General features: G+C 70.4%; 16 protein-coding genes. 14 read left to right on the top strand and 2 right to left on the bottom strand.

The features are described 5' to 3' along the window. The first annotated feature begins 10 nt into the window (after positions 1 to 10). The 5 genes from trpS (at position 11) to uvsE (ending at position 4,115) form a co-directional block, all read left to right on the top strand. Positions 11 to 1,012 carry a tryptophan--tRNA ligase gene (trpS, locus tag JTJ31_RS16960; RefSeq protein WP_207539906.1) on the top strand — a complete coding sequence of 334 codons (1,002 nt, stop codon included), beginning with the start codon at positions 11 to 13 and terminating at the stop codon, positions 1,010 to 1,012. 151 nt (positions 1,013 to 1,163) lie between these two features. Next, positions 1,164 to 1,868: a hypothetical protein gene (locus JTJ31_RS16955; RefSeq protein ID WP_207539905.1), complete on the top strand. Its 705-nt coding sequence runs from the start codon at positions 1,164 to 1,166 to the stop codon at positions 1,866 to 1,868. Between the two features lie 122 nt (positions 1,869 to 1,990). Beyond that, positions 1,991 to 2,371 (top strand): hypothetical protein, encoded by a 381-nt coding sequence (locus tag JTJ31_RS16950; protein ID WP_207539904.1) that lies wholly within the window; start codon positions 1,991 to 1,993, stop codon positions 2,369 to 2,371. 26 nt (positions 2,372 to 2,397) lie between these two features. Further along, on the top strand, positions 2,398 to 3,033 hold the full coding sequence (locus JTJ31_RS16945; protein ID WP_207539903.1) for a hypothetical protein: 636 nt from the start codon (positions 2,398 to 2,400) through the stop codon (positions 3,031 to 3,033). Between the two features lie 17 nt (positions 3,034 to 3,050). Beyond that, positions 3,051 to 4,115, top strand: coding sequence for a UV DNA damage repair endonuclease UvsE (gene uvsE / locus JTJ31_RS16940; protein WP_236020359.1), 1,065 nt, complete (start codon positions 3,051 to 3,053; stop codon positions 4,113 to 4,115). A gap of 7 nt (positions 4,116 to 4,122) precedes the next feature. On the opposite strand, the gene JTJ31_RS16935 is transcribed toward uvsE, so the two are convergent. Beyond that, positions 4,123 to 4,368 (bottom strand): hypothetical protein, encoded by a 246-nt coding sequence (locus JTJ31_RS16935; RefSeq protein ID WP_207539902.1) that lies wholly within the window; start codon positions 4,366 to 4,368, stop codon positions 4,123 to 4,125. Positions 4,369 to 4,561: 193 nt separating this feature from the next. On the opposite strand from JTJ31_RS16935, the gene rpoZ reads away from it, so the two are divergent. The 9 genes from rpoZ (at position 4,562) to JTJ31_RS16890 (ending at position 13,577) form a co-directional block, all read left to right on the top strand. After that, complete coding sequence (rpoZ, locus tag JTJ31_RS16930; protein WP_207539901.1) at positions 4,562 to 4,966, top strand: DNA-directed RNA polymerase subunit omega; 405 nt, start codon at positions 4,562 to 4,564, stop codon at positions 4,964 to 4,966. 10 nt (positions 4,967 to 4,976) lie between these two features. Then, the gene (locus JTJ31_RS16925) at positions 4,977 to 7,223 is read left to right on the top strand and encodes a RelA/SpoT family protein (protein WP_328805765.1); all 2,247 of its coding nucleotides are present in this window, start codon (positions 4,977 to 4,979) and stop codon (positions 7,221 to 7,223) included. A 135-nt stretch (positions 7,224 to 7,358) separates the two neighbouring features. After that, complete coding sequence (acpS, locus tag JTJ31_RS16920) at positions 7,359 to 7,766, top strand: holo-ACP synthase (RefSeq protein WP_207539900.1); 408 nt, start codon at positions 7,359 to 7,361, stop codon at positions 7,764 to 7,766. Between the two features lie 56 nt (positions 7,767 to 7,822). Further along, positions 7,823 to 8,578 (top strand): signal peptidase I, encoded by a 756-nt coding sequence (gene lepB, locus JTJ31_RS16915; protein ID WP_207539899.1) that lies wholly within the window; start codon positions 7,823 to 7,825, stop codon positions 8,576 to 8,578. Beyond that, the gene (gene rnc / locus JTJ31_RS16910; protein WP_328805764.1) at positions 8,575 to 9,240 is read left to right on the top strand and encodes a ribonuclease III; all 666 of its coding nucleotides are present in this window, start codon (positions 8,575 to 8,577) and stop codon (positions 9,238 to 9,240) included. The genes lepB and rnc overlap by 4 nt, the downstream gene beginning before the upstream one ends. Further along, positions 9,237 to 10,160, top strand: coding sequence for a GTPase Era (era, locus tag JTJ31_RS16905; protein WP_207539898.1), 924 nt, complete (start codon positions 9,237 to 9,239; stop codon positions 10,158 to 10,160). The genes rnc and era overlap by 4 nt, the downstream gene beginning before the upstream one ends. Before the next feature lie 19 nt (positions 10,161 to 10,179). After that, entirely contained in the window at positions 10,180 to 10,926 is a 747-nt protein-coding gene (recO, locus tag JTJ31_RS16900; protein ID WP_207539975.1) for a DNA repair protein RecO, read from the top strand. Between the two features lie 30 nt (positions 10,927 to 10,956). Beyond that, the gene (gene parC, locus JTJ31_RS16895; RefSeq protein ID WP_207539897.1) at positions 10,957 to 13,188 is read left to right on the top strand and encodes a DNA topoisomerase IV subunit A; all 2,232 of its coding nucleotides are present in this window, start codon (positions 10,957 to 10,959) and stop codon (positions 13,186 to 13,188) included. A 2-nt stretch (positions 13,189 to 13,190) separates the two neighbouring features. Then, entirely contained in the window at positions 13,191 to 13,577 is a 387-nt protein-coding gene (locus tag JTJ31_RS16890; RefSeq protein ID WP_207539896.1) for a hypothetical protein, read from the top strand. On the opposite strand, the gene JTJ31_RS16885 is transcribed toward JTJ31_RS16890, so the two are convergent. Next, positions 13,566 to 15,500 carry an AI-2E family transporter gene (locus JTJ31_RS16885; protein ID WP_207539895.1) on the bottom strand — a complete coding sequence of 645 codons (1,935 nt, stop codon included), beginning with the start codon at positions 15,498 to 15,500 and terminating at the stop codon, positions 13,566 to 13,568. The genes JTJ31_RS16890 and JTJ31_RS16885 overlap by 12 nt on opposite strands. Positions 15,501 to 15,538: the final 38 nt, after the last annotated feature.

The raw sequence follows: 15,538 nt of genomic DNA, 5'->3' as shown, positions 1-15,538 counted from the left end.
CCACCCACCCATGCAGCGCGTCTTTTCCGGCATCCAGCCTTCGGGCGTCCCGACCCTCGGCAACTACCTCGGCGCCATCCGCAATTGGGTGCCGATGCAGGACACCCATGACTGCCTGTACTGCGTCGTGGACCTCCATGCGATCACGCAGTTCCAGAAGCCCGAGGACCTCCTGCGGCAGACGCGGGAGATGGCCGCGGCGCTGCTGGCCTGCGGCCTGGATCCCGAGAAATGCGTTCTCTTCGTCCAGTCACACGTGCCCGCCCATGCGGAGCTGGCCTGGCTGTTCAACTGCGTCGCGCGCATCGGCTGGCTGAATCGGATGACGCAGTTCAAGGACAAGGCGGGCAAGAACGCGGAGAACGCCTCGACCGGCCTCTACGTCTATCCCAACCTGATGGCCGCCGACATCCTGCTCTACAAGGCGACCTCGGTGCCCGTGGGCGACGACCAGCGTCAGCACTTGGAGCTGGCCAACGACATCGCGCAGAAATTCAACCACGATTACAAGGTGGAGCTGTTCCCACGCATCGAGCCCTTCATCGGCGGCGTGGCGGCGCGGGTGATGTCGCTACGCGACGGCACCAAGAAGATGTCCAAGTCGGACGCGTCGGACCAGTCGCGCATCAACCTGAACGACCCCGACGACGAGATCCGCAACAAGATCAAGCGCGCCAAGACCGATCCGGATCCGCTGCCGGAAAGCCCCGCCGGGCTGGAGGGGCGGCCCGAGGCGCGCAACCTTGTCGGCATTCTGGCCGCCGTGACGGGACGCTCGCCAGAGGCGGTGCTGGCTGAGCATGCCGGGCAGGGCTTCGGGGCCTTCAAGCCTGTCCTGGCCGATGCGCTGATCGCCCACCTCGCCCCCATTCGTGCGGAGATGGAGCGTCTGCTGCGCGACACGGCTGCGCTGGACGCCGCCCTGCGCCGGGGTGCCGAGAAGGCAGAGGTCCTGGCGCTGCCGACCCTGGCCGAAGCAAAAGCGGCGATGGGTTTCCTTGCGCGGCGGTAATTGTTTGCGCCGCACAGAAACCTTTCGGGAAGGATCAAGTTAAGGCAAATTCTTTATTGACACATTGTGGCCTCAAACTTGCGGCCGCTTCGGCGTTTCTTCCGCGGCGGGACTGGTACTTACCAGTTCCGTGGATTTTGGGAGACAACGCATGTCCACGATGAAGAAGGCCAGCCTGGCGCTTGCACTGCTGGCTGGTACGGCTTTCGGCGCCATTGCGCAGACTTCCTCTTCCACCACCGGCATGGGCGGCAGCTCCGCGGGCGGTGGCACCTCCAGCACCACTCTCGGCACGGGCGGCTCCTCGGCGGGTTCGGGCTCCGGCGCCGGCTCCGCTTCCACCCTCGGCATGGGCGGCACGACTGCCGGCGGCGGCACGTCCAGCACGACGCTGGGCACGGGCGGTTCGGCGGCTGGCTCCGGCTCGGGCAGCGGCTCGGCCTCCACGCTGGGCCTCGGTGGCGCTTCGGCGGGCGGTGGCCAGAGCAGCACCAGCCTCGGCACGGGTGGCTCCGCCGCGGGTAGCGGCTCGCGCTCGGGCTCCGGCTCGGCTTCCACGCTCGGCATGGGCGGCTCCTCGGCCGGCGGCGGGCAATCCAGCACCAGCCTCGGCACCGGCGGTTCGGCCGCTGGCTCGGGTTCGGGCGCGGGTTCCAGCTCGACCCTCGGAATGGGTGGCTCCTCGGCGGGCGGCGGGACCTCGTCCTCCAGCCTGGGGACCGGCGGCTCCTCGGCGGGCGGCGCGGCCAACGTGGCGCCGACCAGCAGCGACTCTCACCGCCCCGGCAACTCGGCCAACGCGCCGGGTCACAACCGGGACCGTGACAGCAATCCGGGCCGCGGCAACACCCGCTAACCGGACCAAGGGCCGGGGGGGGGGGGGCGGGGGCCCCGCCCCCCCCCCCCCCGCCCCCGGGGCGGGGGGGCTTGCCCGGGGGCCCCCGCCCCCCGGCCGCCATCGCCAGGGGAGTCCCGACCATGCCCCGCCTTCGCGCGGCCTTCGTCGCCATCCTGCTCCTGCCCGGCGCTTCCTGGGCCCAGGGCCAAAGCAGCAGCAGCGCGACCGCGACCGGCCCGAACAGCAGCGCTTCGTCCAGCGCTTCCTCTTCCAGCAGCACGGGCACCGCCCGCTCCACCGCCACGGCGGGGGACTGCGTGGTCCTGCCGCCGGGCGCCAGCACGGGCAGCAGCATCACCATGGGGCCGGGCGGGATGAGCGGTTCCGCAACGGCGGGTCCGGGCGGAACCAGCGTGCAGATCAATCCGCCGGGCGCCGGGTCGGGCGGCACGCAAAGCTGGGCGCATTCGCAGTCCCAATCGGGCTGCGTCGTCGTCCCGCCGCCTCCGACCCAGCGCTGACGCGCACACAGGAAAGGAACGCCACCATGAAATTCCAGACCATGCTGATGGGCACGGCCGCCGCGCTGCTTCTGGCGGGCGGCGCCGTCGCCCAGACCGCGGCCACCGGCTCCACCGACACGCGTGCCCAGGCGGCGGGCCGGCACGCCGATGGCGGCACGGGCCTGCGCCGCGCCGAAAGCAGCACCACCACCGGGACCGGCGCCAGCTCCTCCGGCACCAGCGCGGGGGGCTCGACGACCAGCAGCGCCATGGGCGCGGGCCGCTTCCCGGATGGCGGCACCGGGATGCGCCGGGCGGAAAGCTCCTCCACAGTCGGCACGGGCGGCAGCACCTCCGGCACGGGTGGTTCCTCCTCCACCGTGGGGACGGGCGGCAGCGCCACGGCGGGCAGCGGCATCTCGTCCAGCACGCTCGGCACGGGCGGCAGCTCGACCCAGGGCGGCACCTCCTCGTCGACGATGGGGACGGGGGGCAGCACCTCCTCCTATTCGAGCGGGCCAGGGGCCAGCGCCTCCTCCAGCGGGCCGAGCGGCCGCAGCGAGTCCGGGCCTTCGGGCAGCAGCGCGCACCCCAACGTGGGCAATGTGGGCTCGACGGGTCCGGGCAACTCGGCCAATGCGCCGGGACGCACGGGCACCGCGCCCGGTCACACGCGCTGACGAGGCAGGAAGTGGCCTTGCAACCTTTGGGGGCAGGGCCACTTCCCCTCCGCGTGACAAGCCAAGCCCCCATGCGGCTGGGCGTGCCGGTGAAGATCCTGGCCGACCCATCCCTGAAGAGCAACGACGCGCGCCGCTGGCAGAGCGGCCCCCATCTCCGGGTCTCGCTTGAGTATCTCGACGCGATCCTCGACCATTTGGACCGTCGGGACATCCGCATGTACCGGATGTCCTCCGACCTCGCGCCCTACGCGACCCATCCGGACATGCCGCAATTCCATTCCATGGTGCGCGAATGCGCGCCGGAGCTGGCGGCGATCGGCGCCAAGGCGCGGCGCCTCGGCATCCGGCTGTCCTTCCATCCCTCGCAATTCGTCGTCATCAACAGCCCCGACCCCACGCTGGTCGCGAAATCCGTCGCCGACCTCGCCTCCCAGGCGGAGATGCTGGACCGGATGGAGCAGGGGCCGGAGGCGGTGGTGATCATCCACACCGGCGGTCATTACGGCGACCGGCAGGCGGCGCTGGAGCGCTGGGCGCGCAACTGGGAGGACCTACCCGAACCGGTACAGCGGCGCCTGGTGCTAGAGAATGACGATCTGCGCTTCGACGCCGCCGACGTGCTGTGGCTGCATGAGCACACGGGGGTGCGGCTGATCTTCGACCACCAGCATTTCTGGTGCCTGAACCGGCAGGGGCTGGAGGTCGCCTCCACTTTCCGCCGCTTCCTGGCCTCTTGGCCTGAGGGGCAGCGGCCGAAGATGCATTTCTCCTCGCCGCGGACGGAAATGCGGGAGGTGAAGCGCCCTGTCCCCGGCACGCGGCGGATGGAAACGAAGCTGATCCCGCCGGTCTGGACGGGCCACGCCGACTTCATCAACCCCTTCGAGTTCGCGACCTTCCTGCGGCTGGTACCGGAGGCGGTGTTCGACGTGATGCTGGAGGGGAAGGCAAAGGATCTGGCGCTGGAAAGGCTGCGCGCCGACCTGCCACGCTACGCGCCCGATGTCGGGCTTCGCTTCGGCTTCGCCCCCGTGGCGTCCGAGGATGCGCCGGTGGAGGAGGCCGAGGCGGCGGAGTAAGGGACCGTCAGACCATCGTTCCGCGCGGGGCGAACCAGGGCGCGACGCCTTCCCGCAGCGGGGCGTGGTCATCGCCGTTCCGGAGCGCGGTGCGGGCGGCGTCGGCGAGCCCCTCGGCGATGCGCAGCGCCTCGGCAGGGGTGAGTTCGGCGAAGCTGAAGCCGGCGGTCTCGGCGGGCTCCTGCAGGGCAAGGTAGACGCGACCCGGCGCGGAACGGAGCTTAACGCGCGACATCACGTTGCCCAGACCCATGGCTATCCCTTGTCTCTCTCGATTGCCCCAAGGGTGGCGGGCAGGGGCGTTCGTTGCAATCCGGTGAATCACGCAGGGGCATGCGATCTGCGGCCTTGCCTCGCGGCCGGGCGCGGCCTATCTAGGGGGTTCGCCGCGGCGCAGCACGGCACGCTGCGCCCCCGTATCCTGCTCGTGCTTCCGAGGTTTGCCCATGGCGCGCGTCACTGTCGAAGACTGCATCCTTCAGGTTCCCAACCGGTTCGAACTGGTCCTGCTGGCCGCGCAGCGCGCCCGCAACATCTCGCGTGGCGAGAGCCTGACCGTGGACCGCGACAACGACAAGAACCCTGTCGTCGCCCTGCGCGAGATCGCCGACCAGACGGTGGAGCTGCCGCAGCTGGAAGAGGATCTGGTCAAGTCCCTGACCCGCGCGCCGGAGCCGGAGCCCGTCGAGGACGAGGTGATGGACCTGATCTCCACCTCGGAGAACATCTTCGGCGTCATGGACGTGAACGAGGAACTCCCGGCCGAGATGGGTGGCGAGGAATTCAGCGCCGAGGACCTCGAGGCCTCGCTGGCCGCCGAACTCGGCGGTGGCGACGCCCCGCAGGAGTAAAGGGAACACGGTGTCCGGACGCGCAGCCCCGCCCGCACCAGGGCCGGCGCGCGCGCCCGAAGGATTGCTGGCCGAGGCCGCCGACCCTCCCGGCCTGGATGCGGTCCTGGAATTCTGCGACCGGGTCTGCACCGCCGACCCCCGGCTAGACCGGGACCTCATCGCCCGCGCCGGGCGCTTCGCCGCCGAGGCTCACGCGCCGCAGGCGCGCCAGAACGGCGAACCCTACATTATCCACCCTGTCGCCGTGGCTGAGATCCTGGCCGGGTACCGGCTGGACTCCGCCACCATCGCCACGGCGCTGTTGCATGACGTGGTGGAGGACACGCCCCACGGCCTGCCCGAGATCGAGAAGCGCTTCGGCGCCGAGGTGGCGCGGCTCGTGGACGGCGTCACCAAGCTGTCGCGCATCGAGGTGCAGAGCGAGCGCACCAAGCAGGCCGAGAATCTCCGCAAGCTGCTCCTGGCGCTGAGCGAGGACCTCCGCGTCCTGCTGGTGAAGCTGGCCGACCGGCTGCACAACATGCGCACCCTGGCCTTCGTCCCGAAGCCGGAGAAGCGCGCCCGCACCGCGCGCGAAACGCTGGAGATCTACGCCCCCCTCGCCGAGCGCATCGGCATGGAGGCGCTGAAGACCGAGCTGGAGACGCTCGGCTTCCGTGAGCTGAACCCGGAGGCCTGGGCCTCCATCGCCCAGCGCCTGACCTATCTGCGCGGTCGTTCCGCCGACATCATCGCCGAGATCGAGCAGGAGCTGCGCGACGCACTCACCGCCTCGGGCGTCGCCTTCGAGGAGGTGCAGGGGCGGGAAAAGTCGCCCTATTCCATCTGGCGCAAGATGCAGGCCAAGAACGTGGCCTTCGAGGGCCTGTCCGACGTGATGGCCTTCCGCCTCATCGTGAGCGAGAAGCCGGCCTGCTACATGGCGCTGGGCGCCATCCACGACGCCTTCAAGGTGATCGCGGGGCGGTTCAAGGACTACATCTCCACGCCCAAGACCAATGGCTACCAGTCGCTGCACACGGGCGTGCTGCTGCCCGGCCGTCGCGACGAGGCGAAGATCGAGGTGCAGATCCGCACGCGGGAGATGCACCACATCGCCGAATACGGCCTGGCGGCGCATTGGGTCTACAAGCAGAGCAACGAGGCGGCTCCCGCGCGCTCCTACCCCTGGGTGCGGGCGCTGATCGACATCCTGGAGACGGAGCCCGAGGCCAATGACGCGATGGAGAGCACGAAGCTCGAGCTCCATCGCGACCTGGTCTTCTGCTTCACCCCGAAGGGCGACCTGATCGAGCTTCCGCAGGGCGCGACGCCGGTGGACTTCGCCTACCACGTCCATTCCCAGGTCGGCGACGCCTGCGTCGGCGCGAAGGTGAATGGGCGCATCGTCCGGCTGCACGACAAGCTGGAGAATGGCGACCAGGTCGAGATCATCACGGCCAAAGGCGGCAAGCCCAACCCGGCCTGGATGAAGTTCGTCGTCTCCGGCAAGGCGCAGGCCCGCATCCGCCGCTACGCCGTGGCGGAGGAGAAGGCGCGCGCGCGCGAGGAGGGACGCACCGCCATCGTCAAGGCGTTCCGCCAGCAGGGGCTCGACTTCCAGGAGAAGCTGCTGGAGCCCGCGGCCAAGGCGCTGCGCCAGTCGGGCGTGGAGGAGCTGTTCCACGCCGTCGCCTCCGGCTCGCTCTCGGCGCGGGACGTCGTCCATGCCGCCTTCCCGGAGCTGCGCGGCCCGCCCCGCCCGCTGGAGCCGACGGCGCTGATGGCCAACCGCTCCCGCGCCGGGGGCACGCGGGCGGTGCCGTCCCAGCCCATCACCGGGCTCGTCGCTGGGATGCAGCTGCATTTCGCCCATTGCTGCCACCCCATTCCGGGCGACCGCATCGTGGGTATCGTCACCACCGGCAAGGGCGTCACGGTCCACACCCATGACTGCCACATGCTGGAGAATTTCGCGGCGACGCCCGAACGCTTCCTGGACGTGGAGTGGGACGAGGCGGCCCTTGGTCCCGCCTCCCACACCGTGCGTCTCGCGCTCTCGGCCGTGAACGGGCCGGGGCTGCTTTCCGGCGTCGCCAATGCCATCGCGAAGCAGAAGGGCACGCTGACCAATCTCCGCCTCGGCAAGCGCGACGACGACGAGTGCGAACTGCAGATCGACGTGGAGGTGCGCGACACCCGCCACCTCGCGGAGCTGATGGGGACGCTGCGCGCCAGCGAGGGCGTCATTCGCGTGGACCGGGCGAAGGGCTAGTGTGACCACACCCCCGTGCATTCCTCCGGCCGCGAAGGCGGCCGCGCGCAGCTCGCAACCGCCCCACCGGCGCGACACGTCTGAGGCGCGCAAGCCAAGGCCCCGGAGGGGCCGCCCGGCGCCTGAGGGCGCACAATGATCCTCGGCATCGGCAATGACCTCTGCGACATCCGCCGCATCGAGACGGTGCTGGAACGGCATGGCGAACGCTTCCTCCAGCGGGTCTTCACGGAGGCGGAGCGCGCCAAGGCGGAACGGCGGACGGAGCGGCTGCGCGCCGGCACCTACGCCAAGCGCTTCGCGGCGAAGGAGGCGGCGAGTAAGGCGCTGGGCACGGGCTTCCGCCATGGCATCTTCCACCGCGATCTGGGCGTGGTGAACCTGCCCTCCGGCCAGCCCACCCTGGCCATGACGGGCGGCGCGGCCGCGCGCCTCGCGGCGATGACGCCGCCGGGGCACCGGGCCGTGGTGCACCTGACCATGACCGACGAATACCCTTATGCCGAGGCGCAGGTGATCATCGAGGCGGTGCCGCTTCCTTGACACCCTGCCGGGCCTCGGCTTGATCGCCGCTGCAACCCCTCCCGAGCCCCCGCATCATGTCGAAGACCCCATCCTTGGCGAAGAAGAAGTCGGGCGGCTGGCTCGAGAGCATCAAGACCATCGTCTATGCGGCGCTGATCGCGATCGGCATCCGCACCGTGGCCTTCGAGCCGTTCAACATCCCGTCCGGCTCGATGATCCCGACGCTGCTGGTGGGGGACTACCTGTTCGTCTCCAAGTATTCGTACGGTTACTCGCGCCACTCCATGCCATTCAGCCCGAACCTGTTCGGCGGCCGCCTCTGGGGGGCGATGCCGGCCCGAGGCGACGTGGCGGTGTTCAAGCTGCCGCGCGACACGCGCCAGGACTACATCAAGCGCATCATCGGCCTGCCCGGCGACCGCATCCAGGTCCGCCAGGGCGTGCTGCACGTGAATGGCCAGGCGGTACGGCTAGAGCGCCTGGGCAACTACGTGGTGGAGGGCGATGGGCCGCGCATCACCGCCCGGCTCCTGCGGGAATTCCTGCCGGGCGGCCGGTCCCACCTGATCGTGGAGCAGTCGGACGACGCGCCGCTGGACAACACGCCCGAATTCACCGTGCCCGAGGGCCATGTCTTCGCCATGGGCGACAACCGCGACAACTCGCTGGACAGCCGCGTGCCCTCCGCCGTGGGCATGATCCCGTGGGAGAACCTCGTGGGGCGGGCCGAGTTCATCTTCTTCTCCGTGGATGGCAGCGCCCGCATCTGGGAGGTGTGGAACTGGCCCTTCGCCGTCCGCTGGACCCGCCTGCTGAGCGCGGTGCGGTGACGCTCGCGGAAAGGCTGGGCCACGCATTCCGCGACCCGGCGCTGCTGGAGCGCGCGCTCACCCATCGTTCCGCCGCCGATCCGCGCAAGCGGATGCTGGACAGCAACGAGCGGCTGGAATTCCTCGGCGACCGGGTGCTGGGCCTGCTGATCGCCGAATGGCTCGTGCAGCGATTTCCGGAGGAGCGGGAAGGCGATCTGGGCAAGCGCCTCGCCACACTCTGCTCCCAGGACGTGATCGCCCCCATCGCCGAACGCATGGGTGTGGCCGAGGCGCTGAACGTCCCGCCCGCAGAGGGGCGCACCGGGCTTCGCGCCCGCGCCACGGTGCTGGCCGACGCGCTGGAGGCGGTGCTGGGCGCCCTGTTCCTGGATGGCGGGCTGGACCCGGCCCGCCAGGTGGTGCGCCGCGAATGGGCGGACGCCATGGCGGCCGATCCGCGCCCGCGCAGCAGCGCCAAGAACCGCTTGCAGGAATGGACGTTGGGCAAGGGTCTGGGCCTGCCGGAATACCGGTTGGTCAGCACGGCGGGGCCGCCCCACGCCCCGGTCTTCGTCGTCAGCGTGCGCGCCGAGGGGCGCGAGGCGGAGGGGATGGGCGAAAGCAAGCGCGCCGCGGAATCCGCGGCCGCTGAGAACTGGCTGAAGGAACTGGAAGGATGAGCGGGGAAAGCGAGGGCGAGGCCGGACGGCGCTGCGGCTTCGTCGCCATCCTGGGCGCGCCCAATGCGGGCAAGTCCACGCTGGTGAATGCGCTGGCGGGCACCAAGGTCTCCATCGTCTCGCCCAAGCCGCAGACGACGCGCTTCCGCATCCGCGCCGTGCTGATGGAGGGCGAGGCGCAGATCGTGCTGGTGGACACGCCCGGCATCTTCGCGCCGCGCCGCCGCCTGGATCGCGCCATGGTCAGCGCCGCCTGGGGCGGGGCGCAGGATGCCGACTTCGCCCTGTTGGTGGTGGACGCGAAATCCGGCCTGACCGAGCCGGTGCGCGCGATCATCGAGAAGCTGCGCTCCGTGCAGGGGCAGCGGCCGATCTGGCTGGCGCTGAACAAGGTGGATCTGATCCCACGCGAGACGCTGCTGCCCCTGGCCGCGGAGCTGCACGGGCTGCTGGACTTCGCGGAGTCCTTCATGATCAGCGCCTCCAAGTCGCAGGGCCTGGATCGGCTGCGGGAGAAGCTGGCCGCCGCCATGCCCCCCGGCCCCTGGATGTTCCCCGAGGACGAGCTCTCAGACCTGCCCAACCGGATGCTGGCGGCCGAGGTGGTGCGCGAGCAGATCCTGCGCCAGACGCATGAGGAAGTCCCCCACCACGCCACGGTCGAGACCGAGATGTGGACGGAGCGCGAGGATGGCTCAGCGCGGGTGGACTGCACCATCTATGTCGGCCGCGCTGGTCAGAAGGCGATCATCATCGGCGAGAAGGGCGCCCGCATCCGTGAGATCGGCCGCCGCGCCCGGCTGGAGCTGACGGAATTGCTGGAACGCCCCATCCACCTCTTCCTGAACGTCAAGGAACGGCCAGGCTGGGACGAGGAGCGCTCCCGCCTCCGGGCCCTGGGCCTGGAGGATGAGGGGTGAGGACGCCCCGGCCGTGACGGTGGAATGGTCCGCCCCGGCGATCGTGCTCTCGGCGCGCCCGCATGGCGAGGCGGACCTCCATCTGGCGCTGCTGACCGAGGCGCATGGCAAGCATCCCGGTCTGGCACGGGGCGGCCAGTCCCGCCGGCAGGTGGCGCTGTGGCAGCCCGGCAATCTGGTTGAGGCGCGCTGGATGGCCCGCCTCGCGGAACAGCTGGGCTCCTACACGGCCGAGCCGGTCCACGCCGCCGCCGCCCATGCCATGGATGACCCGCTGGCGCTGGCCGTCCTGTCCTCCGGCTGCGCCATGGCCGATGCAGCCCTGCCGGAGCGCGAGCCGCACCCCGCCGTGTTCCGTGGCCTGGTGGAGGTGATCCGCGCCCTCGCCCGGGGCGGGGAGACGGGCCTTGCCCCCTATGTGCGCTGGGAGGCGCTGCTGCTGGCGGAGCTGGGCTACGGGCTGGATCTTTCCGCCTGCGCCGCTACAGGTCGGCGGGAGGGGCTGCGCTTCGTATCGCCGAAATCCGGCCGGGCCGTGTCGGAGGAAGCGGGCGCCCCTTATGCCGACCGGCTCTTCCCCCTGCCGTCCTTCCTGCTGGACCCCGCCGCGCCGGGGGATGCGGCGCAATGGGAGCAGGCGCTTGCCATCACCGGACACTTCCTGTCCCGTGACGCCTTCGGCCAGCAGCACCGCCCCCTTCCACCGGCGCGCGAAAGGCTGCAAGACCGCGTAACGGCCCTGGCATTGGCGGCCGTTCGCGACTAAATCCAGGTCGAGAGAACGAAACGCGAATACATGCCTGACGATCTGATCCTGAAGGATGGCGGCGCGATCCGCGAGACGCCGCTGAGCGACGCGCTGAGCGAGCGCTATCTGGCCTATGCCATGAGCACGATCATGGCGCGCTCCCTGCCCGACGTGCGGGACGGGCTGAAGCCGGTGCATCGCCGCCTGCTCTGGGCCATGCACCAGCTGAAGCTCGATCCGGCGAGCGGCTTCAAGAAATGCGCCCGCGTCGTGGGCGACGTGATCGGCAAATACCACCCGCATGGCGACGCGGCGGTGTACGAGGCGCTGGTCCGGCTCGCACAGGATTTCGCCGCGCGCTACCCGCTGGTCGAGGGCCAGGGCAATTTCGGCAATATCGACGGCGATAACGCCGCGGCCATGCGCTACACCGAGGCGCGGCTGACCGAGGTGGCGCAGGCGCTGCTGGCTCAGATCGACGAGGACACGGTCGATTTCCGCGCCACCTATGATGGCGAGGACAAGGAACCCGTTGTCCTTCCCGCCGCTTTCCCGAACCTGCTGGCGAACGGCGCCAACGGCATCGCGGTCGGCATGGCGACCTCCATCCCGCCGCACAATGCGGGCGAGCTCTGTGCCGCTGCCCTGGCGCTGATCGCCAACCCCAAAGCCACGACGGCGGAGCTGCTCCAGCACATGCCCGGGCCGGACTTCCCGACCGGCGGCGTGCTGGTGGAATCCGCCGAAAGCATCGCGGACGCCTACGAGACGGGCCGCGGCGGCTTCCGCCTGCGCGCGCGCTGGGAGGTGGAGAAGCAGAAGAACGGCACCTGGAACATCGTCGTCACCGAGATCCCGTATCAGGTCGCCAAGTCGCGCCTGATCGAGCAGATCGCGGCACTGCTGGAGGAGAAGAAGCTCCCGCTGCTTGGCGATGTGCGCGACGAGAGCACGGACAAGGTGCGCCTCGTGCTGGAGCCGAAGTCGCGCACGGTGGAGCCGGCGGTGCTGATGGAGACGCTGTTCCGCGCCACGGCGCTGGAATCGCGCATCCCGCTGAACATGAACGTGCTGGATGCCAGCCGCACCCCGCGCGTCATGGGGCTGCGCGACGTGCTGCGCGCCTGGCTGGACCACCGGCACGAGGTGCTGCAGCGCCGCACCACCCACCGCCTCGCCGCCATCGCGCGGCGGCTGGAGGTGCTGGACGGCTACCTGATCGCCTATCTCAACCTGGATGAGGTGATCCGTATCATCCGCACGGAGGACGAGCCGAAGCCCAAGCTGATGGCGGCGTTCGGCCTGTCCGACATCCAGGCCGAGGCCATCCTCAACATGCGGCTGCGCGCCCTGCGCAAGCTGGAGGAGATGGAGATCCGCCGCGAGCATGACCGCCTCTCCAAGGAGCAGAAGGGCCTCCAGGCCCTGATGGCCTCCGAGACGCGCCGCTGGACGGCGATCGGCAAGGAGATCGAGGCGACGCGGGCGAAGTTCGGCTCCGGCGCGCTGGGCGACCGCCGCACCCTGGCCGGCAGCGCCATGCCGGCGGTGACGGTGGATGAGAGTGCCTTCATCGAGAAGGAGCCGCTGACCGTCATCCTTTCGGAGAAGGGCTGGATCCGTGCCTTCAAGGGCCACCTGCCGGAGGAGCAGGAGGTGAAGTTCAAGGAGGGCGACGGCCCGGCCTTCCGCCTCCATTGCATGAGCACCGACCGGCTGGTCGCCTTCGCCTCCAACGGCAAGGCCTACACGGTGAAGGCGGAGGCGCTGCCGCGCGGCCGCGGCGATGGCCAGCCGCTGCGCCTGCTGGTGGAATTGCCGAACGAGGAGGCGATCCTGGCGCTGATCGTGCCGGAGGAAGGCGCGCGCTACCTCGTGGCCGGCAGCGACGGCAAGGGCTTCCTGGTCGAGGCGTCGGAGCTGATGGCGGAGAAGCGCACCGGCAAGCAGGTGCTGGTGACCGAGGCCCCGGCCCGTGCCGTGCTGTGCCGCCGCGCCGAGGGCGACACGGTCGCGGTGCTGGGCGACAACCGCAAGCTCCTGCTCTTCCCGATGGAGCAGCTTCCGGTGATGACGCGCGGCCGCGGCGTGCAGCTCCAGTCTTACAAGGATGGCGGCCTTGCCGATGCCAAGGTCTTCACCCGCAAGGAGGGGCTGACCTGGAAGCTCGGCGAGCGGACGCGCACCGAGACCGACCTCGCCACTTGGCGCGGCCAGCGTGCCGGGGCAGGGAAGATGGTGCCGAACGGCTTTCCAAGGTCCAACAGCTTCGGGGAGTGACGATGCGTCTGCCGCTGCTCATCCTGCCTTTCCTTCTCCTCGCCTCTGGAGCAGAGGCGCAGCGCGGCGGACCGCATGACGGTCTCTACGAGGGGACGCGTTTTCAGGATTGCGGCCGCGCTGGCGGGCGTGTCGGGCAGGCGCGGGTGGTGGGCGAGGTGCGCGACAGCCGCATCACCATTCCCGGTCTGCCGGGCGACCCCCCGCTGGAAGGCGAGATCGGCTCGGACGGCAAGGTGGCACTGCCCGGCTTCGGCCTGTTCCAGGCAGGGGAGGGGCAGATCTTCGAAGGGGCGAACAATGCGCGCCGCTTCGTCAGCAGCCATCCCGGGCGCGGCCGATGCCGCCTCGTGCACGAGATGCTGCGCCAGCGCCCCTCAGGGCGCTGACTCCACCTTCGCGCCTTCCTGGCCTGAGGGCTCCGCGGCCTTGCGCGCCTCGGCGAGGCAGGCTTCCACGGCAGCCCCCAGCGTCGTGACGTAGTGATCCGCGCCCACGGCGGATTGCAGCTTGCGGTCGGTGAGGATCACGTCCTCGGCGGGCCAGAGACCGACCAGGACCGGCGCGCCCGCTGGCAGACGCGCGCGGAGGCGCCGCAGCAGGAGGCGCAGATGCGCCGGGTTCCCGCTGATGTCGAGATAGGAGATGCACACCATCGCCACCCCTTCCGTGTCGAGGGAGCCGATGGCGGCGCGGCTCGCCCGCTGGTGCGGCATTACCTTTGCCCCCAGGCCGTGCTTGCCCAGGAGCTGCGCCAGCATCGCCGCCGCCGCCTCGTCCAGCGGGCCGCGCCCGGCGATGCACAGGATGGGCGTCTCGCCCTGCCAGCGCGGCGGCAGGGCCTCGCGCGGCGGTGCCTGGCCGGGCGGGGGGCGGGGGGCAACCTCATCCGTCACCGGGTCGCCTTCCTTGGCGGGCTGCGGCTCGTGCGGGACGTCTTCGTGGTCGGACAGCCCCTCGATCAGGTCCAGCATCGCCTCCTTCACCCCTTCGAGGCGGGCGCCGGAGAGGATGCCGCGCTGCGTGTCGGCGGCGGCGAGCTGCAGCCCCTTGAGCGCCACCTCGTCGTAGTAGGAGATAAGCGACCGTTCCTTCAGGATGCGTTCGGCATAGTCCTGTGCCTCGTCCGGGTCGCGGGCCAGCATGCGCTGGTAGAAATTCTCCGCCGGCGTCAGAGCGGGGCGATCAGCCAGCATGACGCCCAGGAACTCCAGCCGCTCGATATGGCGGCCCAGCACCGCTAGGCAGACGGTGAGCGGCGTGGCGAGAAGAAGCCCCGGCGCGCCCCAGAGCCAGGTCCAGAAGATCGCCGCCACCACGACGGAAAACGGCGAGAGCCCGGTGCTCTGGCCGAAGGCCAAGGGCTCCACCGCCTGGCCCATCAGCCCCTCGCCGACCACGTAGAAGACGGTGGTCCAGAGAGCCATGGTCCAGCCCGGATCCACCGCGGCGGCCAGCAGGATGGGCGGGATGGCGGCGATGGGGGTGCCGATGAAGGGCACGAAGCGCATCAGCGCCGCGAGGATGCCCCAGAGCGGCGCGCCGGGCACCCCGATCAGCAGCAGCACGCCAGTGGTGACGATGCCATAGGCGGTGTTGATGCCAAGCTGCGTCAGGAAGTAGCGCGACAGGCGCATCGCCGCGTCATCCAGCGCGACGGTGGTGCGATGCAGGTCGCGCGCGCCGAAGAGGCGGATCAGCCGGTCCCGGAGGTCCTGGCGCTGCAGCAGCACGAAGACGGCCACGACGAAGACAATGAAGGTGGTCGCCAGCGGTTCCAGCGCCGGCATCAGCACGCGTTCCGCCACCTGCAATGGGCTGGGATTGGGCGTGCGGACCTCCACTGGCACCGGGCGCTCGCCGCTGGGGGTGGGGACGGGTGCCTCGGTCGTCGCCTCCTCCATCCCGCGCCCGACCTGCTCCACGAGGCCTGACAGGCGGCCCATGGTGAGCTCGCGCGCCGCCGCCCATTTTTCCTGCATCGTCGCCTGATAGCGCGGCAAGTCCTCCGCCAGGGAACCGACCTGCGAGGCGATCACCGCCCCCAAGGCCAGCACCAGGCCCAGGGCGAGCAGGGAGGCCAGCAGCGCGGCGGCGGCGCGGCCGATTCCGACGCGCCGCAACAGGTCGGCCAGCGGCGCCAGCACGAAAGACAGCAGCAGGGCGAGGGTGATGGGGATCAGCACGTCCCGTGCCAGCGCCAGCCCCGCCACCACCACGACACCGATCGCCAGCGACAGGAGGCTGGTCAGGCCCGGCGCCTCGGCGGGGGCGATGGGCGTCGGCGGCGGTGGTGCTTCGCGTGGCGGCATGGGTGACGGGCCTCCGGCAATGGATCGGCCTTGCGGCC

Source organism: Sabulicella rubraurantiaca (assembly GCF_017355885.1).
Classification (GTDB): Bacteria; Pseudomonadota; Alphaproteobacteria; order Acetobacterales; family Acetobacteraceae; genus Roseococcus; species Roseococcus rubraurantiacus.
Note: the sequence above shows the minus strand (reverse complement) of the source record. Positions and strands in the feature narration are given on the sequence as shown.

Bases quoted from the DNA above. Each gene is read 5' to 3' on its own strand.
- JTJ31_RS16950 (WP_207539904.1), top strand. From the start codon at position 1,991: ATGCCCCGCCTTCGCGCGGCCTTCGTCGCCATCCTGCTCCTGCCCGGC.
- rpoZ (WP_207539901.1), top strand. From the start codon at position 4,562: ATGGCGCGCGTCACTGTCGAAGACTGCATCCTTCAGGTTCCCAACCGG.
- trpS (WP_207539906.1), top strand. From the start codon at position 11: ATGCAGCGCGTCTTTTCCGGCATCCAGCCTTCGGGCGTCCCGACCCTC.
- lepB (WP_207539899.1), top strand. From the start codon at position 7,823: ATGTCGAAGACCCCATCCTTGGCGAAGAAGAAGTCGGGCGGCTGGCTC.
- JTJ31_RS16955 (WP_207539905.1), top strand. From the start codon at position 1,164: ATGTCCACGATGAAGAAGGCCAGCCTGGCGCTTGCACTGCTGGCTGGT.
- JTJ31_RS16935 (WP_207539902.1), bottom strand. From the start codon at position 4,368: ATGGGTCTGGGCAACGTGATGTCGCGCGTTAAGCTCCGTTCCGCGCCG.
- JTJ31_RS16945 (WP_207539903.1), top strand. From the start codon at position 2,398: ATGAAATTCCAGACCATGCTGATGGGCACGGCCGCCGCGCTGCTTCTG.
- JTJ31_RS16890 (WP_207539896.1), top strand. From the start codon at position 13,191: ATGCGTCTGCCGCTGCTCATCCTGCCTTTCCTTCTCCTCGCCTCTGGA.
- era (WP_207539898.1), top strand. From the start codon at position 9,237: ATGAGCGGGGAAAGCGAGGGCGAGGCCGGACGGCGCTGCGGCTTCGTC.
- JTJ31_RS16885 (WP_207539895.1), bottom strand. From the start codon at position 15,500: ATGCCGCCACGCGAAGCACCACCGCCGCCGACGCCCATCGCCCCCGCC.
- acpS (WP_207539900.1), top strand. From the start codon at position 7,359: ATGATCCTCGGCATCGGCAATGACCTCTGCGACATCCGCCGCATCGAG.
- parC (WP_207539897.1), top strand. From the start codon at position 10,957: ATGCCTGACGATCTGATCCTGAAGGATGGCGGCGCGATCCGCGAGACG.